The sequence below is a fragment of the Bradyrhizobium sp. HKCCYLS3070 genome, assembly GCF_051167575.1.
GTDB lineage: Bacteria > Pseudomonadota > Alphaproteobacteria > Rhizobiales > Xanthobacteraceae > Bradyrhizobium.
This window is the reverse complement of the sequence record NZ_JBNPTI010000003.1, coordinates 413,530-437,008: the sequence shown is the minus strand read 5'-3', so window position 1 is coordinate 437,008 and position 23,479 is coordinate 413,530. Positions and strand designations below refer to the sequence as shown.

The 23,479-nt window shown below is 66.6% G+C and carries 22 protein-coding genes; 7 read left to right on the top strand and 15 right to left on the bottom strand.

All coding sequences use genetic code 11. From position 1 onward, the window contains the following. Nucleotides 1-286 precede the first annotated feature (286 nt). Genes holA through leuS form a run of 3 tightly spaced genes read right to left on the bottom strand, consistent with a single transcriptional unit; the run spans nt 287 to nt 4,496 of the window. Nucleotides 287-1,315, bottom strand: coding sequence for a DNA polymerase III subunit delta (gene holA / locus ACQR03_RS14515; protein ID WP_315750509.1), 1,029 nt, complete (start codon nt 1,313-1,315; stop codon nt 287-289). Nucleotides 1,316-1,333: 18 nt separating this feature from the next. Beyond that, nucleotides 1,334-1,885, bottom strand: a complete 552-nt coding sequence (lptE, locus tag ACQR03_RS14510) for an LPS assembly lipoprotein LptE (protein WP_315716807.1) — start codon at nt 1,883-1,885, stop codon at nt 1,334-1,336. Beyond that, the gene (gene leuS, locus ACQR03_RS14505; protein WP_315750508.1) at nt 1,872-4,496 is read right to left on the bottom strand and encodes a leucine--tRNA ligase; all 2,625 of its coding nucleotides are present in this window, start codon (nt 4,494-4,496) and stop codon (nt 1,872-1,874) included. Before leuS ends, lptE begins: the two co-directional genes overlap by 14 nt. Nucleotides 4,497-4,820: 324 nt before the next feature. Here leuS and ACQR03_RS14500 point away from each other — a divergent pair, with 324 nt between their 5' ends. After that, nucleotides 4,821-5,807, top strand: a complete 987-nt coding sequence (locus tag ACQR03_RS14500) for a GGDEF domain-containing protein (RefSeq protein ID WP_315750831.1) — start codon at nt 4,821-4,823, stop codon at nt 5,805-5,807. Between the two features lie 21 nt (nt 5,808-5,828). Here the strand turns inward: ACQR03_RS14500 and ACQR03_RS14495 are convergent, their stop codons facing one another. Then, a complete protein-coding gene (locus tag ACQR03_RS14495) occupies nt 5,829-7,526 on the bottom strand; it encodes a sensor domain-containing diguanylate cyclase (RefSeq protein WP_315750507.1) in 1,698 nt (565 codons plus the stop codon). 109 nt (nt 7,527-7,635) lie between these two features. Between ACQR03_RS14495 and ACQR03_RS14490 the strand changes: the two genes are divergently transcribed. Then, nucleotides 7,636-8,322 (top strand): YggS family pyridoxal phosphate-dependent enzyme, encoded by a 687-nt coding sequence (locus ACQR03_RS14490; RefSeq protein WP_315750506.1) that lies wholly within the window; start codon nt 7,636-7,638, stop codon nt 8,320-8,322. A 26-nt stretch (nt 8,323-8,348) separates the two neighbouring features. Here ACQR03_RS14490 and ACQR03_RS14485 read toward each other — a convergent pair whose 3' ends face one another. Both ACQR03_RS14485 and ACQR03_RS14480 read right to left on the bottom strand, forming a co-directional pair. After that, complete coding sequence (locus ACQR03_RS14485; RefSeq protein ID WP_315750505.1) at nt 8,349-9,134, bottom strand: 2-keto-4-pentenoate hydratase; 786 nt, start codon at nt 9,132-9,134, stop codon at nt 8,349-8,351. A gap of 23 nt (nt 9,135-9,157) precedes the next feature. After that, on the bottom strand, nt 9,158-9,706 hold the full coding sequence (locus tag ACQR03_RS14480) for a L,D-transpeptidase family protein (RefSeq protein WP_316173477.1): 549 nt from the start codon (nt 9,704-9,706) through the stop codon (nt 9,158-9,160). Nucleotides 9,707-9,953: 247 nt separating this feature from the next. Between ACQR03_RS14480 and ACQR03_RS14475 the strand changes: the two genes are divergently transcribed. Continuing rightward, on the top strand, nt 9,954-10,640 hold the full coding sequence (locus ACQR03_RS14475) for a response regulator transcription factor (protein ID WP_315716813.1): 687 nt from the start codon (nt 9,954-9,956) through the stop codon (nt 10,638-10,640). A 66-nt stretch (nt 10,641-10,706) separates the two neighbouring features. Then, nucleotides 10,707-11,150, top strand: coding sequence for a cyclic nucleotide-binding domain-containing protein (locus ACQR03_RS14470; protein ID WP_315716814.1), 444 nt, complete (start codon nt 10,707-10,709; stop codon nt 11,148-11,150). 22 nt (nt 11,151-11,172) lie between these two features. Here the strand turns inward: ACQR03_RS14470 and ACQR03_RS14465 are convergent, their stop codons facing one another. The 4 genes from ACQR03_RS14465 to rsmI all read right to left on the bottom strand — a co-directional run bounded on the left by ACQR03_RS14465 (nt 11,173) and on the right by rsmI (nt 14,438). Then, nucleotides 11,173-11,991, bottom strand: coding sequence for an exodeoxyribonuclease III (locus ACQR03_RS14465; protein WP_315716815.1), 819 nt, complete (start codon nt 11,989-11,991; stop codon nt 11,173-11,175). A gap of 115 nt (nt 11,992-12,106) precedes the next feature. Beyond that, the gene (gshB, locus tag ACQR03_RS14460) at nt 12,107-13,048 is read right to left on the bottom strand and encodes a glutathione synthase (RefSeq protein ID WP_316201877.1); all 942 of its coding nucleotides are present in this window, start codon (nt 13,046-13,048) and stop codon (nt 12,107-12,109) included. 33 nt (nt 13,049-13,081) lie between these two features. Beyond that, entirely contained in the window at nt 13,082-13,492 is a 411-nt protein-coding gene (locus ACQR03_RS14455; RefSeq protein ID WP_316201876.1) for a YraN family protein, read from the bottom strand. Continuing rightward, on the bottom strand, nt 13,479-14,438 hold the full coding sequence (rsmI, locus tag ACQR03_RS14450) for a 16S rRNA (cytidine(1402)-2'-O)-methyltransferase (protein ID WP_316201875.1): 960 nt from the start codon (nt 14,436-14,438) through the stop codon (nt 13,479-13,481). Before rsmI ends, ACQR03_RS14455 begins: the two co-directional genes overlap by 14 nt. Before the next feature lie 304 nt (nt 14,439-14,742). On the opposite strand from rsmI, the gene ACQR03_RS14445 reads away from it, so the two are divergent. After that, a complete protein-coding gene (locus ACQR03_RS14445) occupies nt 14,743-15,951 on the top strand; it encodes a penicillin-binding protein activator (RefSeq protein ID WP_316193791.1) in 1,209 nt (402 codons plus the stop codon). A gap of 13 nt (nt 15,952-15,964) precedes the next feature. Here the strand turns inward: ACQR03_RS14445 and hemW are convergent, their stop codons facing one another. Genes hemW through rph form a run of 3 tightly spaced genes read right to left on the bottom strand, consistent with a single transcriptional unit; the run spans nt 15,965 to nt 18,463 of the window. Continuing rightward, a complete protein-coding gene (gene hemW / locus ACQR03_RS14440) occupies nt 15,965-17,122 on the bottom strand; it encodes a radical SAM family heme chaperone HemW (protein ID WP_434841490.1) in 1,158 nt (385 codons plus the stop codon). After that, complete coding sequence (gene rdgB / locus ACQR03_RS14435; protein ID WP_434841489.1) at nt 17,109-17,753, bottom strand: RdgB/HAM1 family non-canonical purine NTP pyrophosphatase; 645 nt, start codon at nt 17,751-17,753, stop codon at nt 17,109-17,111. The genes hemW and rdgB overlap by 14 nt, the downstream gene beginning before the upstream one ends. Next, entirely contained in the window at nt 17,750-18,463 is a 714-nt protein-coding gene (rph, locus tag ACQR03_RS14430) for a ribonuclease PH (protein WP_315750500.1), read from the bottom strand. Before rph ends, rdgB begins: the two co-directional genes overlap by 4 nt. A 164-nt stretch (nt 18,464-18,627) precedes the next feature. Between rph and hrcA the strand changes: the two genes are divergently transcribed. Further along, the gene (gene hrcA, locus ACQR03_RS14425) at nt 18,628-19,716 is read left to right on the top strand and encodes a heat-inducible transcriptional repressor HrcA (RefSeq protein WP_316173482.1); all 1,089 of its coding nucleotides are present in this window, start codon (nt 18,628-18,630) and stop codon (nt 19,714-19,716) included. A 132-nt stretch (nt 19,717-19,848) separates the two neighbouring features. Beyond that, nucleotides 19,849-20,469: a nucleotide exchange factor GrpE gene (gene grpE / locus ACQR03_RS14420; protein ID WP_315716824.1), complete on the top strand. Its 621-nt coding sequence runs from the start codon at nt 19,849-19,851 to the stop codon at nt 20,467-20,469. 156 nt (nt 20,470-20,625) lie between these two features. Here the strand turns inward: grpE and ACQR03_RS14415 are convergent, their stop codons facing one another. Next, nucleotides 20,626-21,561 carry a hypothetical protein gene (locus ACQR03_RS14415; protein ID WP_434841488.1) on the bottom strand — a complete coding sequence of 312 codons (936 nt, stop codon included), beginning with the start codon at nt 21,559-21,561 and terminating at the stop codon, nt 20,626-20,628. 208 nt (nt 21,562-21,769) lie between these two features. Then, nucleotides 21,770-23,278: a hypothetical protein gene (locus ACQR03_RS14410; RefSeq protein ID WP_434841487.1), complete on the bottom strand. Its 1,509-nt coding sequence runs from the start codon at nt 23,276-23,278 to the stop codon at nt 21,770-21,772. Nucleotides 23,279-23,479 lie beyond the last annotated feature (201 nt).

The window sequence follows — 23,479 nt, the reverse complement described above, 5'->3', positions numbered from 1 at the left end:
GGCTGCCCGGGTCAAGCCCGGGCACGACGAGCTACTAATTAGGCGACGGGTACGACCAGTGCTTCCTGGTCACGGTTGCCTCTGGTGATCTCGAAACGCTCCTCCGTCATTCCGGGGCGTGCGCAGCACGAACCCGGAATCCATCTCAAGGCAGATCCTGTAGCCCGATGGATTCCTGGCTCGCCCTTCGGGCGCCCCGGAATGACGGCTGAGGTTGGAGAGCGATCTCGGGTCCACTCGGGCTGAAGTTCTCGACGCCGTATTCAGGGAGCCGGCGCACTGACCATCACCCCTTCCGCCGTGCCGCGACCGCGATCGACAGCAGCGTCCGCTGCGCGATCGCTGCCGCCAATCCCGGCTGCTTGCGCATGTCGAGCGCGGCTGTCGCCAGTTGGTCGATGATCGGCAGCAGGCGGGCAGGGGAGAAATTGCGCAGCGCCGTCTCGGCGCTCGGCTTGCGCGAGAAGTGCAGCCGGGGGAAGCCGCCTTCGAGGATGGACGAGACTGGCGTGCCGGAAGCGACGGCGAGCGCCGATTTATGCAGCCATGCGGCATGTCGCTGCGCGGCGGAGATGATGACGCCGGGATAGGTGCCCGCGATCATCGCCTTGCCGAACTCGGTCTCGACCATTTCCGGCTTGCCGCCGAAGGCGCCGTCAACGATCGGATCGAGCTTCATCTCCGAGGCGTCGGCGACCACGGCCATCACATGGTCGAGCGTCACCTCGCCTTCGCCGTGGGCGAACAGGGTCAGCTTGCGCAGCTCGTTGCGGGAGGCCTGGCGGTCGCCGCCGAGCAGCGCCATCAGATAGGCGCGGGCCTCCGGAGAGATGCGCAGCGAGGCCAAGCGCAATTCGTCGTCGATCAGCTTGGCGAGATCGCGCTCGGTGTCCGGGTAGCAGCCGATCGCCACCGCCGTTCTGGCCTTCTCGCAAATCTTGCGCAGTGGCGAATCGGGGCGGATGTCGCCGGCCTCGATCACGATGCGGCAGTCCCGTACGTTCATCTCGCTGAGCGTCTCGACGCCGCTGGCGAAATTGCGCGAGCCAGCGCGCACCCGGATGGCCCGGCGGCCGCCAAACAGCGGCACGGTCATGGCTTCGTCGACGAGGCGCGATGGCTCCGCGGAGAGCTCGTCACCGTCGAGCCTGACCACGGAGAAGGGATCATCGGGGTTGTCGACGGCCGAAGCGATGAGGGCCTCGGCACGCTCGCGAACCAGGCCGGTATCCGGACCGTACAACAGGATCAGCGGACGAGTGGCGTCCGGTTTGGCCAGGAAGGCATCGATGTCTCGTCCGCGCAGCGCGACCACGGCGATGTCAGCCGTGCGTCAGGTGCCCGCGGTGAAATAGGCCGCGAGCCGCGTTTTGATCTTCTCGGCGACCTCCTCGGAGGCGCGATCCTCGGCGTCACGGAAGGCCCGCTGCCGGGCGAAGCGCTGGTACGAGCCGGGGATGTCATAGGAGGTGCGCGCGAAGGTCGTTCCGGTCATGACCGATTTGTTGGTCGCCAACTCGACCAGATTGTACTGCACGTCGAGGCCGACATTCTCGGTGGTCGGCAGGCCGGTGGTCTGTGAGACGATCAGCGAGGACCGGCTGGTCTGCAATCGCAGCACCAGCTTGTGGGTCGGCGCCGTGCCGGTTGCGGTGCCGTACAGCTTGAAGGCGAGCGCGTTGCGGATGCCGACGCCGATGCGCGCCTCGGGCGAGGCGTTCGGCTTGTCGACCGGCGGCAGCTCGATGCCCATCAGCTTTTCGCGCAGGCCGGGCGTGCCGTCGGTATGCTCTGCATACATCGGCTGGAAGCAGCCTGCCGTCAGCGCGGCCAAAGCGGCCACGGCAACAAGCCGAGCAGCGATCCGAAACCTAGCCGACGACATTCACGATCCTCTTGGGAACAATGATCACCTTGCGGACGGGTTTGCCATCCAGCGCCAGTTTTACTGCATCGAGGGCCAAAACGGCAGCCTCAATTTCCGGATTCTGCGCGTTGCTGGCGACTGTGACTTCTCCGCGCTTCTTGCCGTTGACCTGGACGACCAGGGTCATGCTGTCCTCAACCAGCAAATCTCGTTCGATTTGCGGCCAGGAGGCCTCCGAGATCAGCCCGGTCTGGCCCAGCACCTGCCAGCATTCTTCGGCCAGATGCGGCATCATCGGCGAGAACAGCTGCACCAGGATCCCGGCGGCCTCACGAATCGCCCAGGCCAGGTCGGCCGCCGGCTTGGCCGGCCGCGCCAGGACGTCGGCCAGCGCATTGGCGAACTCGCGGATATGCGCCAGGCAGACGTTGAAGTGCAGCCGCTCGATGCCGCCGGTCACCTTGTCCAGGGCGCCGTGGGCAGCCTTGCGCAGCGCCAGCGCGTCGGGGCCGAACGCGGCCGGGCGGGAGGAGGGGGCCTCGGCCGCTGCCGCGACCGATTCGTTGACCAGCCGCCACAGCCGCTGGACGAAGCGCGCCGCGCCCTGCACCCGCTCGTCGCTCCAGATCACGTCGCGGTCCGGCGGCGAGTCCGACAGCATGAACCAGCGCGCGACGTCGGCGCCGTAGCTCTCGATGATGTCGTCGGGGTCGACGGTGTTCTTCTTCGACTTCGACATCTTCTCGATCGGGCCGATCGTGATGTCCTCGCCGGTGGCGGCCAGCACGGCGCGGCGGCCGTTGCCGCCGATCTCGATCTTGACCTCCGCCGGGTTGACGTAGGTGCCGTCGGCCTTCTGATAGGTCTCGTGGACCACCATGCCCTGTGTGAACATGCCGGCGAACGGCTCGTCCATCGCGACGTGGCCGGTAGCCTTCATCGCGCGGGTGAAGAACCGGCTGTAGAGCAGATGCAGGATCGCGTGCTCGACGCCGCCGATATACTGGTCGACCGGCATCATCCGGTTGGCCACGGCCGGCGTCGTCGGCGCGGCCTCGTTCCATGGATCGGTGAAGCGCGCGAAGTACCAGGACGAATCCACGAAGGTGTCCATGGTGTCGGTCTCACGCTGCGCCTTGCCCCCGCATGCGGGGCAGGTGACGTGCTTCCAGGTCGGATGGTGGTCGAGCGCATTGCCCGGCTTGTCGAAGGTGACGTCGTCCGGCAGCACCACGGGCAGGTCCTTGGCCGGCACCGGCACGACATCGCAGGTCGGGCAGTGGATCACCGGGATCGGGCAGCCCCAATAGCGCTGGCGCGAGATGCCCCAATCGCGCAGGCGGAAATTGACCTGGCGCTCACCGACAGCTGCGCCGCCGCGCTGCTCGCTCTCGAGCCGCCTGGCGACCTCGTCCTTGGCCTGCGCGATCGTCATGCCGTCGAGGAAGCGTGAATTGATCAGGCGGCCGTCACCGTCGAAGGCGGTGTCGGTGATGACGAAGCTCGCCGGGTCCTGGCCCTCCGGGCACACGACCGGCGTGTTGCCGAGACCGTATTTGTTGACGAAGTCGAGGTCGCGCTGGTCATGCGCCGGGCAGCCGAAGATGGCGCCGGTGCCGTATTCCATCAGCACGAAGTTCGCGACATAGACCGGCAAGGTCCAGCTCGGGTCGAACGGATGCACGGCGCGGATGCCGGTGTCGAAGCCCTGCTTCTCCGCGGTGTCGATCGCCTCCTGCGCGGTGCCGATCCGCTTGATCTCGGCGATGAACGCGGCGAGCTCCGGGTTCTTGGCGGCCGCGGCTTGCGCCAGCGGATGGTCCGCCGAGATCGCCATGAACTTGGCGCCGAACAGCGTGTCCGGCCGCGTCGTGAAGATCTTCAATTCGGTCTCGCCCGCCGGCGTCGTCTTGGGATCCAGCGCGAAGCGGATCAGCAGGCCTTCGGAGCGGCCGATCCAGTTGCGCTGCATCAGCCGCACCTTGTCGGGCCAGCGGTCGAGACTATCGAGCGCGTCCAGCAGCTCCTGCGAGTACTTCGTGATCTTGAACACCCATTGGTTCATCTCACGCTGTTCGACCACCGCACCGGAGCGCCAGCCGCGACCGTCGATGACCTGCTCATTGGCGAGCACGGTCATGTCGACCGGATCCCAGTTCACCTTGCGCTTCTCGCGCTCGACCAGCCCCGCTTGCATGAAGTCGAGGAACATCTTCTGCTGGTGCTTGTAGTAGGATGGATCGCAGGTCGCGAACTCGCGCGCCCAGTCGAGCGACAGGCCGATCGAGCGCAGCTGCTTCTTCATCGCCGCGATATTGTCGTAGGTCCACGCCTTCGGCGCCACCTTGCGCTCGATCGCTGCGTTCTCCGCCGGCAGGCCGAACGCGTCCCAACCCATCGGGTGCAGCACGTTGAAGCCCTTGGCGCGCATGAAGCGCGCCAGCACGTCGCCCAGCGTATAATTACGGACATGGCCGATATGGATGCGTCCCGACGGATAGGGAAACATCTCGAGCACGTAGTATTTCGGACGCGGATCGTCGTTCCTGGTGGCGAAGATCGCCTTTTCGTCCCACTGGCGCTGCCAGCGCGGCTCGGCTTCACGGGCGTTGTAGCGTTCGGATGTCATGGAATCGCTTGTAATTTTCGAGGATTCGCGTCGTTTGAAGACGGCGGACTAGGCCACAAAAGCGGCAGCCCGGTCAATGGGGCGACAGATGATGATACCATTTTGGGCATCCGCTAAGCGACGGTAATCGTGAGTTTTTTTGCAGCCTCTGCCGGCAGTGTCGAAGGTTCGATTGAGGCACGGTTAAGACTTGAATGGGAGACTGAGTGCATACATCCAGGCATCAGCCCGCATCTGGGATCACTCCACATCGTGTCCGGCGCTACGTTCGACGAGCTTGACTTCGAGTACGCGACGACGGTCGCGGAAAAGGCCATGAAATCCATGGCTCAACAGCGCGTGCCACCGACGCCTAACAACTTCCATCTGTGGTTCAAGTACTCACTGGGCTCGGCGTCGGATCTCAAGCGCGCCGTCGACATCCTGGTCAGCAACAAGCGCAAGTTCGACAAGACCACCAACCAGGCGCTGTTCGACACGTACATCGGCCAGCAGGGTACGGAAGCGGCTGTCGTCCACAAAGTCTCGCAGCAGTTGCATGGCGTGATGGACTCCGCCAAGCAGTATCTGACGGCCGCGATCGCCGACAACCGCACGCACATGGCGGCGATCGATGGCGTCGCCGAACGCAGCGAGCAGGGCGTCGATCCGAAGATCCTGATCGAGAACCTGGTCAGTGAGCTCGCCCAGGCGACAGCGCGTGCGGCGAAACTCGAAGCGAGCTTTGCCGAGAAGTCACGCGAGCTCGACACCATCCGAGACTCGCTCAACAAGTCGGAGCAGCGCGCCCGCACCGACACGCTGACAGGATTGCCGAACCGGCGCGCGCTCGAAGAGTTCTTCCGCCATGCGCAGGTCGAGGCGATGGAGCGCGACGAACCGCTCAGCATTCTCCTGATCGACGTCGACCACTTCAAGAAGTTCAATGACAATTACGGCCATGGCGTCGGCGATCAGGTGCTGCGCCTCGTCGCCAAGGCATTGCGCGAGCGCGTCCGCGACAAGGATCTTCCGGCGCGCTACGGCGGCGAGGAGCTGATCGCGGTGCTGCCGCAGACCGACCTCGAAGGTTGCACCGTCATCGCTGAGCGCATCCGGCGCACCATCGCCGATTGTCAGTTCACGCGGCGGTCGACCGGCGAGGTGCTGCCGCAGATCACGGTGTCAATCGGCGTCGGCCAGTTCCAGTTCGGCGAATCGATGGCTGATCTGATCGACCGTTGCGACCGCTCGCTGTATCTCGCCAAGAAGCTCGGCCGCAACCGCGTGGTCAGCGAGCTCGAGCTCGACCAGAAGCTCGCGGTCGGCTGATCGCAGGCCGCCGCCGCAGCCCTATCCTGCGCGTGCCACGCCGCTCCTGTCATCCGCGACATCCGCGAAGCCATGTGCGATGACCGTGTTGCGGCCGCGATGCTTGGCCGCATAGAGCGCGGCATCGGCGGCTTCGATCAGGTCGGAGGGCATCAGCGACTCGTTCGGCCGGGTCGAGGCGACACCGACGCTCACGGTGACGCACCGATGCGCCGACGTCGCGTGCGGTAGCTCGAGCTCGAGCACCGTGGCGCGCACCTGCTCGCCGACCGCGAGCGCCTCTCTGGCACCCATGCCCGGCAACAACAGGCAGAACTCCTCACCGCCATAGCGGCCGGCGAAAGCCGTCATGGCGCCGGCGATCTGCGACAGCGTCTCGCCGAGACGTGACAGGCAGGCGTCACCCTCAGGGTGCCCATAGGTGTCGTTGTAGAGCTTGAAGTGGTCGACGTCGATCATCAGCAGCGACAGCTCGGTGCCGGCCTGCTGCGCGCGGCTCCATTCGACGTCGATGCGGTTCTGGAAGCCGCGGCGGTTGGCGAGGCCCGAGAGCATGTCGATCGACGCCATCACCGTCAGCCGGTCATTGGCGGCGACCAGCTCGCGCTCGCGCTGGCCGAGCTTGGCGGCCATCGCATTGAAGGACTTTGCCAGCGGAACGAACTCCGACGGAAGATGCTTGGTGGTGACGCGCGCCGACCAGTGGCCGTGGCCGAAGCGCTTGGCGGTCGCCGCGAGCATGCTGACGGGCTTCACGATCAGCTTCTCGGCGGCGATCAGCGCGCCGAGCAGCACGATCAGGCAGACGAGGCCAGCCTGCAGATAGGCGTTGCGGATCTCGCGGTCGATGGCGGCGGTGACGCGGGTCTCATCGATGCTGACGATCAGCCGCGATCCGGTGTCGGCGATCCGAGTGAAGGTGATCGCGCGCTTGGAGCCATCCGCCGCCGTGAAACTCATCGTCTCGCTCGGCTTCCCCGAACTCAGGGCGGTCTCGGCAACGGCCGACAACAACGGCACGCTGTCGAGCGGCCGGCCGATCAGCTCGTTGCGGTCGGCGGGCGCCGCCAGCACGGTTCCTTCGCTGTCGACCAGCACCGCCGTGATGCCGGGGCGGCCGCCAAGATTGTTCATGATCTTGGACATCCATTCCAGGTTCACGCTCGCCAGCATCACCGCGTCCGGCTCGCCGGTGATCGCGCCGACCGGATAGGCGGCCATGACGATCGGCACGTGCGACGGCTTCGACAGCAGGTAGTCGCTGAACACGAAATCACGTGATTCCTGGGCGCCACGGAAATACGGCCGGTCGCTGAAATCGAGCCCGACATATTGGTTGTTGGTCGAGCACTGGATGCGGCCGTCGCGGCCGGCGATCATCAGGGTGCGGATCCACGGCAGGGTCGCCGGCAGGCTGGCGCGCATCATGTCGCAGCTGCGGCTCACGCCGGTGCTCGACGCCCGGACATAGGCCGTCGACTTCAGCACCGTCTCCACCGACATGATGACCTCGCGCTGCATGTCGGCGCTTTGCCGGGCGAGGCCGGAGAATTCCTCCGATGCGAGTGCGATCTGCCTTGTCCTGGCGCTTTCCAGCGAGCGCGCGCGTTCCAGCATCAGCGGCGCGACCAGGATCAGGGCGAGCAGCGCCAGCCGGGCGCGGATCCCCATCAGCCGGTTCAGCTTCACTCTATTGCGATTGAACCGGATGCTTGGCATTTCTTCCCCCTACCCCCGGCCGTGAAGGGTAAGGAGAAGGGCTCAAGAACCCTTTCTCGAACTCTGTAAAATTGCAGCCAAACCCGTAAATCTACCGACGGACGCCATCGTGCCTGATGAATCGAACGCCTCAACCTCGTCCTCGCCGTCCGCGCTCGCCGCCGTCGAGCAGGAGATTCTGCGCGCCTGCCGCGACGCCAAACGCGATCGCGGCTCGGTCACGCTGATCGCTGTGTCGAAGACCTTCGATGCCGACGCGATCGAGCCGGTGATCGCGGCCGGACAGCGCACGTTCGGTGAAAATCGCGTTCAGGAAGCCAAAGCCAAGTGGCCGCCGCTGATGGCCGCGCATCCGGGGCTCGCACTGCACCTGATCGGGCCGCTGCAATCCAACAAGGCCAAGGAGGCGGTCGCGCTGTTCGACGCCATCCATTCGGTGGACCGGCCAAGCCTGTGCGTGGCGCTTGCCAAGGAGATTTCCGCCCAGGGCCGGCATCCGCAGCTGTTCGTCCAGATCAATACCGGCGAGGAGCCGCAGAAGGCGGGCATCGCGCCCGGCGACGCCGACGCCTTCATCGCCGCCTGCCGCACGGATTACGGGCTCGCGATTTCAGGGCTGATGTGCATTCCGCCGGTCGACGAAGCACCGGGGCCGCATTTCGCGCTGACTGCCAAGATCGCCGCCCGCAACGGCCTCGCGCATCTGTCGATGGGCATGAGCGCCGATTTCGCCACCGCCATCCAGTTCGGCGCCACGCATGTCCGGGTCGGCTCGGCGATCTTCGGGCATCGCTGAAGGAGGGGCGCGGTCGCGGCCGGTCCCTACTCGAACCGCACCGATACCTGCCCCAGATCGCCGAAATCGGCCTCCATGTGGTCCCCGCTGCCGATCGGCAGCGGCGGATGACAGGTGCCGGTCGTGACCACCTGCCCTGCCCGCGCGGGCACGCCGAGCGCGCTGAGCTCGTTGACCAGCCAGGCCAGCGCTATCAGCGGATCACCGAGCACGTTGCGGCCGTGGCCGATGAAGGTCTCGCCACGCAGCGCGATGCGCGGCCGCTCCGCGATCAGGTCGCGGCTGCGCCAGTCGGCGGTGCTGGCCTCGCCCAGCACGAACAGATGCGCGCAGGCATTGTCGGCGATCAGTTGCGCCTCGCCGGCGCTGACGAAGTCGGCGAACCGCGAATCGGGAATTTCGATCGCGGGGTGCAGCGTGTCGACCGCGGCCAGCACCTCCGCGACATCATAAGGTGTCGGTCTGGGCGGCAGATCGCGTCCGAGGCGGAACGCGAATTCCGGCTCGGCGACCCGCATCGCGTTGCCGGCCATCGACGCGGTGCCGCCGACCGGCAGCACCGTTTCGGCCAGGATCCGCCCGGCCATCGGACCGGCGACATTGATATGGCGCTGGCCGGCCTCGCTGGTCGCCGCAATCTTCCAGCCAAATAATGGCTTGGGCGAGTGGCGCTCGAGCTCGGCCTGGATGGCATAGCCTTCGGCGCGGTCTCTCGGACGCAGCTCCGGCGGCAGCTCTGCCAGCTTGCTGCCTTCGCTCCAATGCTGGCGCAGGATGCCCGCGGCGCTGGCTGGCTGATCCGGTGCGCGCATGACGTCCTCCCCCAACTCGCTTCTCATTCGATGACGATTCTGGTGCGCGGACCGATTCTTTGCAACAGACGCAGCATCGCCGGCCGGGTCATGGCCACGCAGCCTGCGGTCGGGCCGAAATTCGGCCGCGCCAGATGCAGGAACACGGCGCTGCCGCGGCTGGCGATCCGCGGCCGCGTGTTGTGGTCGATCTCGATGATGAAATCGTACAGATGGTCCTGGCGCGCCAGCCGGTCTCCGGGATGGTCGCCGTGCAGCCGGATCGCCTGGTTGTAGTGCCGGTCGGCCGGGTCCTCGCACCACGCATCCTCCGGGCCAATCGGCCGGACCGGCAGAAAGGTGCGCGGACGCGAATGACGATCGGCCCGCCACCACAGCCGCCGGGGCCGGAAGGTCCCCCGGGGGGTGCCACCATCGCCCTCGCGCTTGTTGGCCAGGACGCCGCCGCGGCCGAGCGCCACCGGGATGACATGGCCCCAGACATGGAGCCAGCCGCGCTGCCGCGACCCGGCTTTGGTGCGAATCGAGATCCGCGATGCTGGTATGCCAGGCTTCACCTTCGCTAACGACATGAAACAACGTGCCTTTTCATTGCCATGGATTGCCCGGTAATTGCCTTAATGTCGGCAAATGGTCCGCCGCGAGGGTCGAACAGGACAATCATCTCAATCCCTGCTCAATTCTGGAGTAGAGTCTCGGGCGCTTGTGAATCGGTAACAGCCCCCTACTTCAAGACGGAACAGGGCTGATGAGCCTGTTTGCCCACCGTTGACGGCGCCACCCATCCGATCCCGCCGGCGCCACCTAGAGGATTGTACAATGGCCAATGCCCGCAAGATCCTGATCGTGGATGACGACACCGATCTGCGCGATGCCCTGATGGAGCAGCTCTCGCTGCATGACGAGTTCGAAGCCCAGGCGGTCGATACCGGCGCCAAAGGCGCCACCGCCGCAAAGGCCAATTCACCCGACCTGGTTCTGATGGACGTCGGCCTGCCCGACACCGATGGCCGCGAAGTGGTGCGGTCCCTGCGCAAGGGCGGCTTCAAGGCGCCGATCATCATGCTGACCGGGCACGATACCGATTCCGACACGATTCTCGGGCTCGAATCCGGCGCCAACGACTATGTCGCCAAGCCCTTCCGCTTCGCCGTGCTGCTGGCCCGCATCCGGGCCCAGCTTCGCCAGCACGAGGCCAGCGAGGACGCGGTGTTCTCGGTCGGCCCCTACAGCTTCCGGCCGGGCTCGAAGATGCTGACCGGCGCCAACGCCCGCAAGGTCCGCCTGACGGAGAAGGAAACGGCGATCCTGCGCTTCCTGTACCGCGCCGGCCAGCAGCCGGTGTCGCGCGAGACCCTGCTGCAGGAGGTCTGGGGCTACAATTCCGGCGTCACCACCCACACGCTGGAAACGCACATTTACCGTCTGCGGCAGAAGATCGAGAAAGATGCCGCGAATCCGGAGATTCTGGTGACGGAGGCCGGTGGCTACAAGTTGGTACCGTGATAGGTTCGGGGATGGCGTTTTCGCCATTTATGATATTGGTTCCATTCAGCCTTCCCCGGGCCCTTGATGTCGATCGAAGACGATATTGCGCTATTGGAGCGCGTCCCAACATTGCGCCTGCTGGGAAGCGACTCGCTGCGCATGATCGCCATTGGCTCCGAGCAGCGTAACATCCAGAGTGGCGAGACCCTGTTCCGCGAGGGTGACACCGCCGATTGCGGCTATGTCGTCCAGCGCGGGTCATTGCGCATCAGCGACGAGGTCGGTGCCGAGATCGTCGCCACGCCGACCATGCTGATCGGCGAGCTGGCGCTGCTGGTCGAGATGCGGCGCCCGGCGACCGCGACGGCCCTGGAATATTCGACCGTGGTGCGGATCTCGCGCAGCCTGTTTCAGCGTGTGCTGGAAAGCGACGCCAAGGCGGCGCGCCGGCTGCGCGACGAGTTCGCCCACCGCGCCAGCCGAATCGCCAACGACATCATGGCGGCCGGAGCCAAGCTGACGTCGTGATCTTCGTGACCGCGCGGGTCTGCTACGACACGTCCAGCGTCACCGTGACTGGCACGTGATCCGACGGCCGCTCCCAGCTGCGGGCGTCGCGCAGAATCCTGAAGTCGCTGACCCGGTCCTTCAATGCGCGTGACACCCAGATGTGGTCGAGCCTTCGACCGCGGTCGCCGACGGTCCAATCGGCCGCGCGGTAGCTCCACCAGGTGTAGACCTTCTCCGACATCGGGATGCGCTCGCGGGCGACGTCGACCCATTCGCCATGGGTCTGCGCCGCCAACAGCTTCTCACATTCGATCGGCGTGTGCGACACCACCTTCAGGAGCTGCTTGTGCGACCAGACATCGTGCTCATGCGGCGCGACGTTGAGATCGCCGACCAGGATATGCCGGTCGTCGCCGCGTGGATGCAGCGGCTCGCACGCCTTCATTTCGTCGAGGAATTGCAGCTTGTGCTCGAATTTCGGATTGAGCGCGGGGTCGGGAATGTCGCCGCCTGCGGGCACATAGAAATTGTGCAGCACCAGCGGCTGTGCGAGCTGCGCCTTTTCGCCGAACGCCACCGTGATGTGGCGCGAATCCACCTTGTCGCAGAAGGTGCGGACGTTGGTCTCCTCGAACGGCCATTTCGAGATCACGGCGACGCCGTGATAGCCCTTCTGCCCGTTCAGCGCGACGTGCTCATAGCCGAGCCGCTTGAAGCGCTTCAGCGGAAAGGCGTCGTCGATGCACTTGGTCTCCTGCAGGCACAGCACATCGGGCCTGACCTGCTTGATGAGCTTGGCGACGAGGTCGATGCGCAGGCGCACCGAGTTGATGTTCCAGGTGGTCAGGACGAGACGCATGAGACCCGCGTCATATCATGAATTGCGGCGATGTCAGCGATTCCGCCTCGCCTCCGACGCATCGGACTGACCGCGTTGGTTGGCGTTATCCCCAGCCATGTGGGACGGCGACTGATCAGCGCCGTTTGCTCTCGATGACGTCCCATACGCGGGCGGCGATGTCGGGTCCGCCGAGCCGGGAGATCGCGCGGATGCCGGTCGGCGACGTCACGTTGATCTCGGTGAGGTTGCCGTCGATCACATCGATACCGACCAGCAGCAGGCCGCGCGCGCGCAATTCCGGACCGAGCGTGTCGCAGATCTCGCGCTCGCGTGCGCTGAGATCGGTGGCCTGCGCGGCGCCGCCGCGCACCATGTTGGAGCGCAGATCGTCTGCTGCCGGCACGCGGTTGACGGCGCCGGCGAACTCGCCGTCGACCAGGATGATGCGCTTGTCGCCGTGCTTCACCTCGGGGAGGAAGCGCTGGATCACCCAGGGCTCCTTGAACGTGACCGAGAACATGTCGAACAGCGAGCCGAAATTCATATCCTGCGGCATCACCCGAAACACCGCCGCGCCACCATGGCCATGCAGCGGCTTCATCACGACAGCGCCGTGCTGATCGCGGAAGGCGTTGATCTCGTCGAGATCGCGCGAGATCAAGGTCGGCGGCATCAGTTGCGGGAAGTTCATCACGAACAGCTTTTCCGGCGCGTTGCGGACGCTTGCGGGATCATTGACCACCAGCGTCTTCGGATGGATGCGCTCGAGGAAATGCGTCGAGGTGATGTAGGCGAGATCGAACGGCGGATCCTGCCGCAGCAGCACGACATCAAAGGATGTCAGCGCGGTCGGTTTCGGTTCGCCGAGCGTGAAATGGTCGCCGACCTGGTCGCGCACCGTCAGCGCCTGCACCGGCGCATAGAGCTCGCCGCCGCGCAGCGACAGCTTGTCGGGCGTATAGTAACACAGGCCATGGCCGCGCCGCTGCGCTTCGAGCATCATCGCGAAGGTCGAGTCGCCGCGGATGTTGATGCGCGCGATGGGGTCCATCTGGACGGCGACGTTCAGTTTCATGGGCAGGTCCCTGCTCTCTGCAATCAGTTCATGTCAGGTGCTGGCGTCGAACGCCGCTACCAGATGGCGCGGCAGGCTGCGCGGCGCAACCAGAATCGCGTCGAAGCGCAGCTCCAATTCGGCATGGTCGGGATGCGCCATCAACCAGGCCTGCGCGGCATCGATGATGCGCTGCTGCTGGCGCGGCGTCACCGCATAGGCGGCATCGTCGAGCGAGGCACGCGCCTTGACCTCGACGAAGGCAACCAGGCCGCGCCTGCGCGCGATGATGTCGATCTCGCCTTGGGGCGTGCGGAAGCGTTTGGCGAGGATGCGATAGCCCTTGGCGATCAGCAGCGCTGCGGCGCGGGCTTCCGCCGATAATCCGGTGCGGAAGGCGGCGACGCGTTCGGGTGCCGCCGGCTTCGCCGGCTTGTCAGGGGAGACGCGCTCAGTCTTCGCCATCGGCCGACCCTGACCGCGCGTCCTTCACCAGCTCGAGCGCGCGCGCATAGACTTCGCGGCGCGGCCGGCCGGACAGCTCGACGGCATGCATCACGGCATCCTTGACGCTCGATCGCTGCAGCAGATCCTTCAACACGGCGTCGAGCGCATCCGGCGTCAGCACCCCGGCGCCGCGCGGCGGCGGACCGATCACCAGCACGAATTCGCCGCGCGTTTCGAGATCGCCGGCCTCCGCAGCGAGATCGCCGATGGCGCCGCGCAGCACCTCCTCGTGCAGCTTGGTGAGCTCGCGGCAGATCGCGGCCTGGCGTCCCGCCATGGCATCGGCGAGGTCGGCCAGCGTCTCCTGCACCCGGCTGCCGGCTTCGAACAGCACCAGCGTCGCGTCGATGCGCGCGAGCTCGGACAGCCGCGTACGCCGCGCCTGCTGCCTGGCCGGCAGGAACCCCTCGAAGAAGAAGCGGTCGGTCGGCAGCGCGGCCACGCTCAGCGCCGCGAGCACGGCGGAAGGTCCCGGCAGCGCGGTGACGGCATGCCCGGCCTCACACGCCTCGCGCACCAGCTTGTAGCCGGGATCGGAGATCAGCGGCGTGCCGGCGTCCGACACCAGCGCGATGGCCGCGCCTTCGGCGAGGCGCTGCAGGATCCTGGGTCTGACGGCTTCGGCATTGTGCTCATGATAGGCTGCGAGTTCCGCGCTGAGGCCGTAGCGCTCGGTCAGGCGTCGCGTGATTCGCGTGTCCTCGCACAAGATGAGGTCGGCGCCGGCCAGGGTTTCCAGCGCGCGCAGCGTGATGTCGCCGAGATTGCCGATCGGGGTCGCCACCAGATGCAATCCAGGCCGCGCCTTGGGCGCTGCAACGATCTGCCCCGCCACCAGATAGGTCGACGTGGTGGAAGATTTGCCGTCGTCCGGCGACGTCTTGGGGATTGCCTTCGCGCCCATCGAGGTAATTTAAAGGGCCTGCCGCGGGATTGCCACAGGGGAACAGCCGCGCAGCGATTTTGAAGTGCCGATCGGCATGGGGGGGGGTGCCGTTCATCGCAGCTTCAAGTTCGAAGCTGCACCTCGATGAGGGTGTGTACGAGCAGGGGATAGGCCGTGCAAAACGTCGAATTGATCGGCTGTGTGGCGCTGACAGCCTTTTGTTTTGCTTAACTATTCGTCGACAATATGAGTGAATCTGCACGACCTGCGGGACGTGCGTTTGGGGAACTTCTGGCCGGACTCGGCCGAACGAAGAGATGCCATGGTGGGCCCGCGTCATCCCAACTCTCTCGGTCCGGGACCCCATGGGGTCGCCCGGCGAACGGCGCTGGGCCTGATCGTCGGCGCGCCGCTGCTGTCGGCGTGCTCCAACGTCCAGCAGGGCTTCAATCCGTTCGAGCAGCCGACCGCGCCGGCGGGACCTCCGCAGCAGCCGGCGGTCGCCGGCAACGGCCAGGTCAAGGTTGGGCTGATTCTGCCGCTGTCGGCATCGGGCAATGCCGGCGTCGCCGCGCAATCGATGAAGAACGCCGCCGAGATGGCGCTGGCCGAGTTTCAGAACCCCAACATCCAGCTCCTGATCAAGGACGACGCCGGCAGCCCGCAAGGGGCGCAGCAGGGCGCGCAACAGGCCTGCGACGAAGGTGCCGAGATCATCCTCGGCCCCCTGTTCGCGGGCTCGGTGCCGGCGACGGCCCAGGTGGCGCGCGCGCGCAACATCTCGGTCATCGCCTTCTCGACCGATTCGAGTGTGGCGGGGCGCGGCGTCTATCTGCTCAGCTTCCTGCCGGAGTCCGATGCCAGCCGCATCGTCGAATATTCCGCCAGCGTCGGCAAACGCTCGTTCGCGGCGCTGCTGCCCGACAATGCCTACGGCACCGTCGTCGAGGGGGCGTTCAAGACCGCGGTCAGCCGCCGCGGCGGACGCATCGTGGCATTCGAGAAATATTCCGGCGACCGCACCGGGCCTGCGCGCACGGTGGCGCAGGCGCTCGGCGGCGCCGATGCACTGCTGCTGGCCGATGACGGCGAATCGGTCGCGGCGACGGCCGATGCGCTGACCGCTGCCGGCGCCAATCTGCGCAACATTCAGTTGCTCGGCACAGGGCTGTGGGACAATCCGCGCGTCTATGCCAGCGCCAGCCTGCAGGGCGGCCTCTATGCCGCGCCGGATCCCTCCGGTTTCCGCGCCTTCGCCGGCCGCTACCGGACGCGATTCGGCGGCGATCCCGTGCGTACGGCGACCCTCGCTTATGATGCGGTGGCGCTCGTGGCCGCGCTGGCGCGCACCCAGGGCAACCAGCGTTTCGCGCCCGATGTCCTGACCAATGCATCCGGCTTCGCCGGCATCGACGGGCTGTTCCGGTTCCGCAGCGACGGCACCAATGAGCGCGGGCTTGCGGTGATGCGCGTCGGTTCGGGTGGCGGGCAGGCGGTCGCCGGCGCGCCGAAGAGCTTCAGCGCGACCTGAGTCGCAGCACTTCTCAGGCGGCGAGGTCGGCGACGACCGCGTCGAGCACCGGAAAGCCGTCCTGGGTCACCCGCAGCCGTCCGTCCGGATCGACCGCGATCGCGCCCTCCTCGCGCAGCAGCGCGATGCGGCGCGGATCGAGCGTGCGGCCGGAGATCCTTGCGTAGCGCTGCGGGTCGATGCCCTCGGCCAGTCGCAGCCCCATCAGCAGGAATTCGTCGGCGCGCTCCTCGCGGTTGAGCTCGTCGTCGGTCATGACACCATGACCGTTGGATTCGACCCGCATCAGCCAGGCTTCCGGCCGCTTGTCGGTCGCGGTCGCGTGCCTGATGCCGCCGATGTCGAGGCGGCCATGGGCGCCGGGGCCGATGCCGGCATATTCCTGGCCGCGCCAGTAGACGAGGTTGTGCCGGCACTCCGCGCCGGGCCGGGCGTGATTGGAAATCTCATAGGCCGGCAGTCCGTGACGGACACAGATCTCCTGCGTGACGTCGTACAAGGTGCGCGCCAGGCCTTCGTCCGGCGTCTTCAGCTTGCCTGCGGCGTGCAGGCCGAAGAACGGCGTGCCTTCCTCGATGGTCAGTTGATACAGCGACAAATGCTCAGCCGCCTCGCCGATCGCCCGCGTCAGCTCTTCGGTCCACATCTGCGGCGTCTGGTCGGGCCGCGCGTAGATCAGATCGAACGAATAGCGCTCGAATGCATGGCGCGCGATCGCCACCGCCTTCATCGCCTCTTCAGCGGTGTGCAGGCGGCCGAGCATCTTGAGCGACGCATCGTCCATCGCCTGGACGCCGAGCGAGACCCGGTTGACGCCGGCGGCGCGATAGCCGGCAAAGCGGGTCGCCTCGACGCTGGTCGGGTTCGCTTCGAGCGACACCTCGACATCGCCAGCGACGTGCCAGTGCCGGCCGATCGCGTCGAGAATGGCGCCGACCGTCTGCGGCTGCATCAGTGACGGGGTGCCGCCGCCGAGAAAGATCGACGTGACGGTGCGCGGCCCAATGCGGGCGGCCGTGGTCGCGATCTCCTGCGCAAAGGCGCGGGCGAAGCGGTCCTGATCGATGGCGGCATGCCGGACGTGGCTGTTGAAGTCGCAATACGGACATTTCGACAGGCAGAACGGCCAGTGCACATAGACGCCGAACGCTTCGCTGTCAGCGCTGCTCAAGACAGATCTCCGCGAGTTTCACGAAGGCGCGCGCCCGGTGCGACAGGCCGAGCCCGAGCGGCGGCAGACCATGTTTCTCGATGCTGGTCATCTCGCCGAAGGTCCGGTCGTGGCCCTCTGGCAGGAACATCGGGTCGTAGCCGAAGCCCGCCGTGCCACGCGGCGGCCAGACCAGGGTGCCGTCGACCCGCGCCTCCACCTCCTCGACGTGACCGTCCGGCCATGCCACGCACAGCGCCGAGACGAAATGGGCGCTGCGCTTGTCGGCACCAGTCGCGCCCCGCTCCTGCAGCAGGCGCTCGATGCGCGTCATCGCGCCGGCGAAATCCTTGTCCGGTCCGGCCCAGCGCGCCGAATAGATCCCCGGCGCCCCATCGAGCGCATGAACCACGATGCCGGAATCGTCGGCAAAGGCAGGAAGCTGCGCGGCTCTGGCCGCGGCGACCGCCTTGATGCGGGCGTTGGCCTGGAAGGTCTCGCCGGTCTCGTCCGGCTCGCCCAGGCCGAGATCGCCGGCCGATACCGCCTCGACGCCATGGGGGGCGAGCAGCTCGCGCATCTCGGCAAGCTTGCCGGGATTGTGGGTCGCAATGATGATGCGACCGGTGAGCTTGCGGTGCGGGCTGCTCACGCGACCGCCATCTTCTGCAGGTCGACCAGCCGCGCGACGCCCTTGCGGGCGAGCGCCATCAGCGCCAGGAATTCGGTCTCGGTGAACGGCGTCTTCTCCGCCGTGCCCTGCACCTCGATGATGCGGCCGTCGCCGGTCATGACGAAATTGGCGTCGGTCTCGGCCTCGGAGTCCTCGGCGTAGTCGAGATCCAGCACTGGCGTGCCGTTGTAGATGCCGCAGGAGATTGCGGCGACGTTGGCGCGCAGCACCTCGGTCTTGATCATGTTGCGCGATTTCATCCACTTGATGCAGTCGGCCAGCGCCACCCAGGCGCCGGTGATCGACGCCGTGCGCGTGCCGCCATCGGCCTGCAGCACGTCGCAATCGACCGTGATCTGGCGCTCGCCGAGCGCTTCCAGGTCGATCGCGGTGCGCAGCGAACGGCCGATCAGACGCTGGATCTCGACGGTGCGGCCGGTCTGCTTGCCGGCGGAGGCCTCGCGCCGGGTCCGTTCCAGCGTGGCGCGCGGCAGCATGCCGTATTCGGCGGTGATCCAGCCGCGACCCTGGCCCTTGAGCCAGGGCGGCAGCCGGTCCTCCAGCGTGGCGGTGACCAGGACATGGGTGTCGCCGAACTTCACCAGGCAGGAGCCCTCGGCGTATTTGACGACGCCGCGTTCCAGGCTCACGGCCCGCAGTTCATCCGGTGCACGGCGGCTCGGCCGCATGATTCTCTCCGTGAAAGCGCGCGAAAGACCGACTTTGACCGGCCTTGTAGGAGCCGGGACCGGCAGCGGCAAGGGTTTATCATGGCTTCGCCCGCGAGCGCCGACCGGCTTGCCACCGAGCCGCCGCATGGACACATTATAGGCAGCTGGGAGGAGTGCATCTGGTGGCCCACCACGATCCGATCAACCTGATGACACCGCCGGCCGGTCTGGCGCACCTGAACGAGCGCTCGCGCGAGATCTTCCGGCAGATCGTCGAAAGCTATCTGGCGACCGGCGAACCGGTCGGCTCGCGCAACATTTCGCGGCTGATCGCGGTTCCGCTGTCGCCGGCCTCGGTGCGCAACGTCATGGCCGATCTCGAGCAGCTCGGTCTGATCTACGCGCCGCACACCTCGGCCGGCCGGCTGCCGACCGAGGCTGGCCTGCGCTTCTTCGTCGACGCCCTGATGCAGGTCGGCGACATGACGGAGGCCGAGCGGCAGTCGATCCAGAGCCAGCTCGCGGCCGTCGGCCGGGCGCAGTCGGTCGAAGCGGCGCTGGATGAAGCGCTGACCCGGCTGTCGGGTCTGACCCGTGCCGCTGCCGTGGTTCTCACCGCGAAATCCAACACCCGGCTGAAGCACATCGAGTTCGTCAGGCTCGAGCCCGAGCGCGCGCTCGTCGTTCTGGTCGGTGAGGACGGACAGGTCGAGAACCGGGTCCTGACCCTGCCGCCGGGCGTGCCGTCGTCGGCGCTGACCGAGGCGTCCAATTTCCTCAATGCCCGCATCAGAGGACGGACGCTGGCGGAAGCGCGGCTCGAGCTCGAGACCGCGCTGGCGCATGACCGTGCCGAGCTCGATCAGTTGACGCAGAAGGTGATCGCCGCCGGAGTCGCGAGCTGGTCCGGAGGGGACAGCGACGAGCGGCAGCTCATCGTGCGCGGCCACGCCAACCTGCTCGAGGACCTGCATGCGCTCGAAGATCTCGAGCGTGTCCGGCGGCTGTTCGACGATCTCGAGACCAAGCGCGGCGTCGTCGATCTGCTCGGACGGGCGGAGAGCGCGGAAGGTGTCCGCATCTTCATCGGCTCGGAGAACAAGCTGTTCTCGCTGTCGGGCTCGTCGACGATCGTGTCGCCCTATTCCGACGCCACGGGGCGCATCGTCGGCGTGCTCGGCGTCATCGGTCCGACCCGGCTCAACTATGCCCGGGTGATTCCGACGGTCGATTATGCCGCGCGTCTGGTCAGCCGGCTGCTGGGCGGCTGACGCGTGACTTGGTTCACCCGCGGACAGCGCCTCCGGGCGCGATGGTCAGGCTGCGCTTGATTTTCGACGCTCAAAGCACGATATCCCGCCCCATATCCCCCAAACCCGTCAGCCGAACTTGCGAGTCTGTCCATGACCGATCCCGACCTGCATAAGAATGATCCGGAAAACCCGGCGCAGGCCAGCGAACCCGTCGTCTCCAAGCCCTACATCATGCCCGATGATCCTGAGGCCGGCTCGGCCGAGGCGCTTGCCAAGGAGGCGGCCGACGCGCGCGACAAGATGCTGCGCACGCTCGCGGAGATGGAGAACCTGCGCAAGCGGACGGCCCGTGAAGTCGCCGATGCGCGCATGTACGGCATCACCGGCTTCGCCCGTGACGTGCTCGATATCGCCGACAATCTGCAGCGCGCGCTCGATGCCGTGCCGGCCGAGACGCGCGCCAATGCCGATGCGGGCCTGAAGTCGCTGATCGAGGGCGTGGAGCTCACCGAGCGCTCGCTGCTCAACACGCTGGAGAAGAACGGCGTCAAGAAGTTCGATCCGACGGGACAGAAGTTCGACCCCAACTTCCAGCAGGCGATGTACGAGGTCCCGGATCCGTCGGTGCCGTCCGGTACCGTGGTGCAGGTCGTGCAGGCCGGCTTCATGATCGGCGAGCGCGTGCTGCGTCCCGCGCTGGTCGGCGTGTCCAAGGGTGGCGCGAAGGCGGCGCCGGCGGCGAGCAACGATCAGTCGAACAGCGCCGCCTGACGGCGAGCCTAGGCAGGCGTCCTGCTGCCGTCCTGTCGATCGAACGAACAAGCCACGGGCAACGATGCCCGTGGCTTCTTGTTTGTCGGCGCGACTTTGTAGTTCGTCTCACGGCGAGCGGCCGACGTGATCACGACGTCCGATGCCGGACTGGTCTCAGCCTCTCGGCTGGATGCCGTCGCGGACGGCGCGGAAGCGCGGGAAGGCCGCCGACCACTGGTCGCGCGGCGCGCTGCCGATGATCCGCAACGTGTTCGGCCCGCCGAAGCGCAGCCACTGCACCACCGTCACCGGCGTATTGTCCTTGCCGCTGGTGGCGTCGATCCGGGTCTCATAGGCCGGCTGGCCGTCGATGCGGATCGGCTCGGACATCGTGATGCGCGCTTCGCGGACGCCCGGAATGGTGGTGGCCGCCTGCTGCGCGACGCGCGCGCGGTCGCCTGCCTCCGGGGCGACGCCGGCCACCAGCCCGATCACCACGAAGGGCGCGGCCTCGAAGCCCTTGTCCTCTTCGCCATCGGCCAGGATCAGGGCGCCCGGCCCGAGCGTGCGGATGGTCTTGAACCCGGAGAGGTCGGTGACCTTGAACGGCATCATCGCGAGCTGCTCGTCGACCGGAACGTCCTTGCGGACGACGGCGGAGGCGAACATCTGGCGCACGGCATCGTCGGTATAGATCCGGCTCGCGGTCTCCGGGATCTGCACGGCCACGTAGCCGGAGAAGCCGTTGCCGGGCAGGATCATCGAGTAGCGCCGCACCGGCGTGGCGCCATCCCGGCCGTTCTCCACCGTGTAGTAGGCGGTGCCGGCGGCGGTCTCGATGCTCTCCGGCTTGACGCTGCCGGTCCCGGCGGGATTGGCGGTAAACGCATTCTTCACCTCGCCATAGGCGGCCGCCGGCAGTTCGGTCAGCAGCACCTTGACGCTCTGGTCCTCGGTTTCGAAGCCGGAGAACGTCTTGGCCTTGGCGAGTCCCACCAGGGGCACGAGCCCGATGCGGACGCCGGGCGGAAATATGGCTTCGGCGGCCAATGCGGGGTGCAGCAGCGACATCAGCAGGGTGGCCGTGGCGAAAAATCGAACGATCATCATCAACATTGCCTCGTTGACCGAGGCCTCGTGCCGAGGCGGTCGGGATCCTCGCCAGCGTGGTCTTCGGCGGGCACGCTTTTAGCGGCTTTGCGCCCCCCGCAACAGGCCGGGCGCGCGGTTTTGATCGCCTGCGGCGATTGGCGGGACCCCGCAGGGGCGCATTTCGCGGATAATTCGCCTCGAAAGCCGGATTCAGGATGGTCCAGCGCTAGCTGCGTTTCAGGATTTCGACGCCGTCGACGGTCTGTACCAGCACATAGGGCTCGAGCAGAGCCCTGAGTTCGGGGTCGGAACGCGCCCAATCGCCCCAGTCGCTGTTCTGATTGTCGATCAGGACGACGTCGGGCGGCTGTTTCCGGAAGTCGGCGACGATCCCGGCGCGTTCGCGTTCCACGTAGGGCGCGAGCCTCTGCGCCGTCTGTGAATCGATGGTTCCGTCCTGTTGCGAGCGGCGAACGATTTCCCGAACCCAGAACGCCTCCTGGCGCGAGATCCAGGTGCCATCAAGGGTCCGCACCATGGGGTGGCCGATGACCGCGGCCGCGCTGAGCACCAGCATGCTCGGGTGCGGACCGAGCCGCGCCACCTGGGCTTCGATCTGCCGGACGTCGACGCTGCCATTGAACCAGAAGCAGGTCGGCACGAACAGCACGGCGCCGGCGAGAGCGGTGGCGGCACGCGGCCAGCGTCGCGCGTCGCGGCTGCCGTCGATCGCCGACACCGCAAGGCCGGCGGCAAGCAGCGCCAGCGCGACCATGGGGTAGGCGTGATAGCCCCAGCCTTTCTGCTGCGCGACGAACGACACCAGGAAGCCGAGCGATCCGGCCAGCGTGGTGAAGGACGCCGCGTCGCGCTCGTATTGCCGGCGCTGCAGGAGGAGGACGACGATTGCCGCGGCGAGCCACAGGCCCATCGGCAGAGTGACGAGGATGGTCGGTACGGGCGCCTTCAGAAGCAGATAGACGTCGCGGACCAGCGGATAGATGACCGTGAAATATTCGGGAAAGAACAGGTAGATGCACGCCGCGTTGAGCAGCACCAGGGCCGCGGCGATCCAGTTCTCCAGCGCGAACAGCACGCGCCAGTCGCGCGCCTGCGCGGCGGCGGCGAGAATGCAGAAGCCGACGCTGAAGGCGAAATAGGGCTTGAAGCTCATCGTGAGGCCGGCGCTGAGCCCGGCGATGAGGATGGCCGTCGGGGCTACCCGCTCGCCCTCGGCGCGCAGGATATACACCGCGATCGCCGGCAATATCGTGATCAGGGCCAGATGTTCCCGCTGGCCGAAATCATACATCGGCGCGATCAGGAGCAGGGCGGTCGTCCACGCCGCCAGCCGGCCGTCCGCGAGCCGATGGCGCAGGGCCGATGTCCGTAGCACCAGCCACACCAGCGTCAGGGATGCCGCGGTCAGCCCGAAGATCAGGATATTCGTCGCCAGCTCGGGCCTGAGATGGATCGCACGCGCCAGTGCGACCGCCAGAAGATAGACCGATCCCGCCATCGGCGGATTCGTCTCGAGGATGTCGACGTAGAGTCGCTGGCCATCGAGCATGCGCTCGCTGACGAGGAGCCACCAGCTGACGTCGACATTGAGGGGAAGGATGTACCGCAGCCACGCCGCTGCAACCACGATGGCGCAGATCAGCAGTCTCGGGAACGTGGCCTGGCCGGCTTCGCGCGCGCGTTGCGGAAAGCCCCAATCGGTGTCGATGACCATGCCTCATTCCCGTCCCAGGAGTGCGGCAGGCTAGGGCCCGTGGGTTAACAACGCATTTCGGTCATTGGGGCAGATCAGCGGTACCGGGTCTGTCGCACTTGCCGGCGATCGCACCCTGCGTTTCGCACCAGCCGTTCGATGTGCCGAGAGCTGGACCCGCACAGTCGCCTCCGGTCCGAGCCGCCGTTCCGCGTCGCCGCC

Excerpts from the sequence above, each read along its gene's own strand:
- ACQR03_RS14500 (WP_315750831.1), top strand. The coding sequence starts at position 4,821 with ATGGCTCAACAGCGCGTGCCACCGACGCCTAACAACTTCCATCTGTGG.
- ACQR03_RS14480 (WP_316173477.1), bottom strand. The coding sequence starts at position 9,706 with ATGTCGTTAGCGAAGGTGAAGCCTGGCATACCAGCATCGCGGATCTCG.
- ACQR03_RS14475 (WP_315716813.1), top strand. The coding sequence starts at position 9,954 with ATGGCCAATGCCCGCAAGATCCTGATCGTGGATGACGACACCGATCTG.
- ACQR03_RS14455 (WP_316201876.1), bottom strand. The coding sequence starts at position 13,492 with ATGGCGAAGACTGAGCGCGTCTCCCCTGACAAGCCGGCGAAGCCGGCG.
- ACQR03_RS14415 (WP_434841488.1), bottom strand. The coding sequence starts at position 21,561 with ATGATGATCGTTCGATTTTTCGCCACGGCCACCCTGCTGATGTCGCTG.
- ACQR03_RS14495 (WP_315750507.1), bottom strand. The coding sequence starts at position 7,526 with ATGCCAAGCATCCGGTTCAATCGCAATAGAGTGAAGCTGAACCGGCTG.
- rsmI (WP_316201875.1), bottom strand. The coding sequence starts at position 14,438 with ATGGGCGCGAAGGCAATCCCCAAGACGTCGCCGGACGACGGCAAATCT.
- grpE (WP_315716824.1), top strand. The coding sequence starts at position 19,849 with ATGACCGATCCCGACCTGCATAAGAATGATCCGGAAAACCCGGCGCAG.
- ACQR03_RS14485 (WP_315750505.1), bottom strand. The coding sequence starts at position 9,134 with ATGCGCGCACCGGATCAGCCAGCCAGCGCCGCGGGCATCCTGCGCCAG.
- gshB (WP_316201877.1), bottom strand. The coding sequence starts at position 13,048 with ATGAAACTGAACGTCGCCGTCCAGATGGACCCCATCGCGCGCATCAAC.
- ACQR03_RS14470 (WP_315716814.1), top strand. The coding sequence starts at position 10,707 with ATGTCGATCGAAGACGATATTGCGCTATTGGAGCGCGTCCCAACATTG.
- leuS (WP_315750508.1), bottom strand. The coding sequence starts at position 4,496 with ATGACATCCGAACGCTACAACGCCCGTGAAGCCGAGCCGCGCTGGCAG.
- ACQR03_RS14445 (WP_316193791.1), top strand. The coding sequence starts at position 14,743 with ATGGTGGGCCCGCGTCATCCCAACTCTCTCGGTCCGGGACCCCATGGG.
- lptE (WP_315716807.1), bottom strand. The coding sequence starts at position 1,885 with ATGTCGTCGGCTAGGTTTCGGATCGCTGCTCGGCTTGTTGCCGTGGCC.
- ACQR03_RS14410 (WP_434841487.1), bottom strand. The coding sequence starts at position 23,278 with ATGGTCATCGACACCGATTGGGGCTTTCCGCAACGCGCGCGCGAAGCC.
- rph (WP_315750500.1), bottom strand. The coding sequence starts at position 18,463 with ATGCGGCCGAGCCGCCGTGCACCGGATGAACTGCGGGCCGTGAGCCTG.
- ACQR03_RS14465 (WP_315716815.1), bottom strand. The coding sequence starts at position 11,991 with ATGCGTCTCGTCCTGACCACCTGGAACATCAACTCGGTGCGCCTGCGC.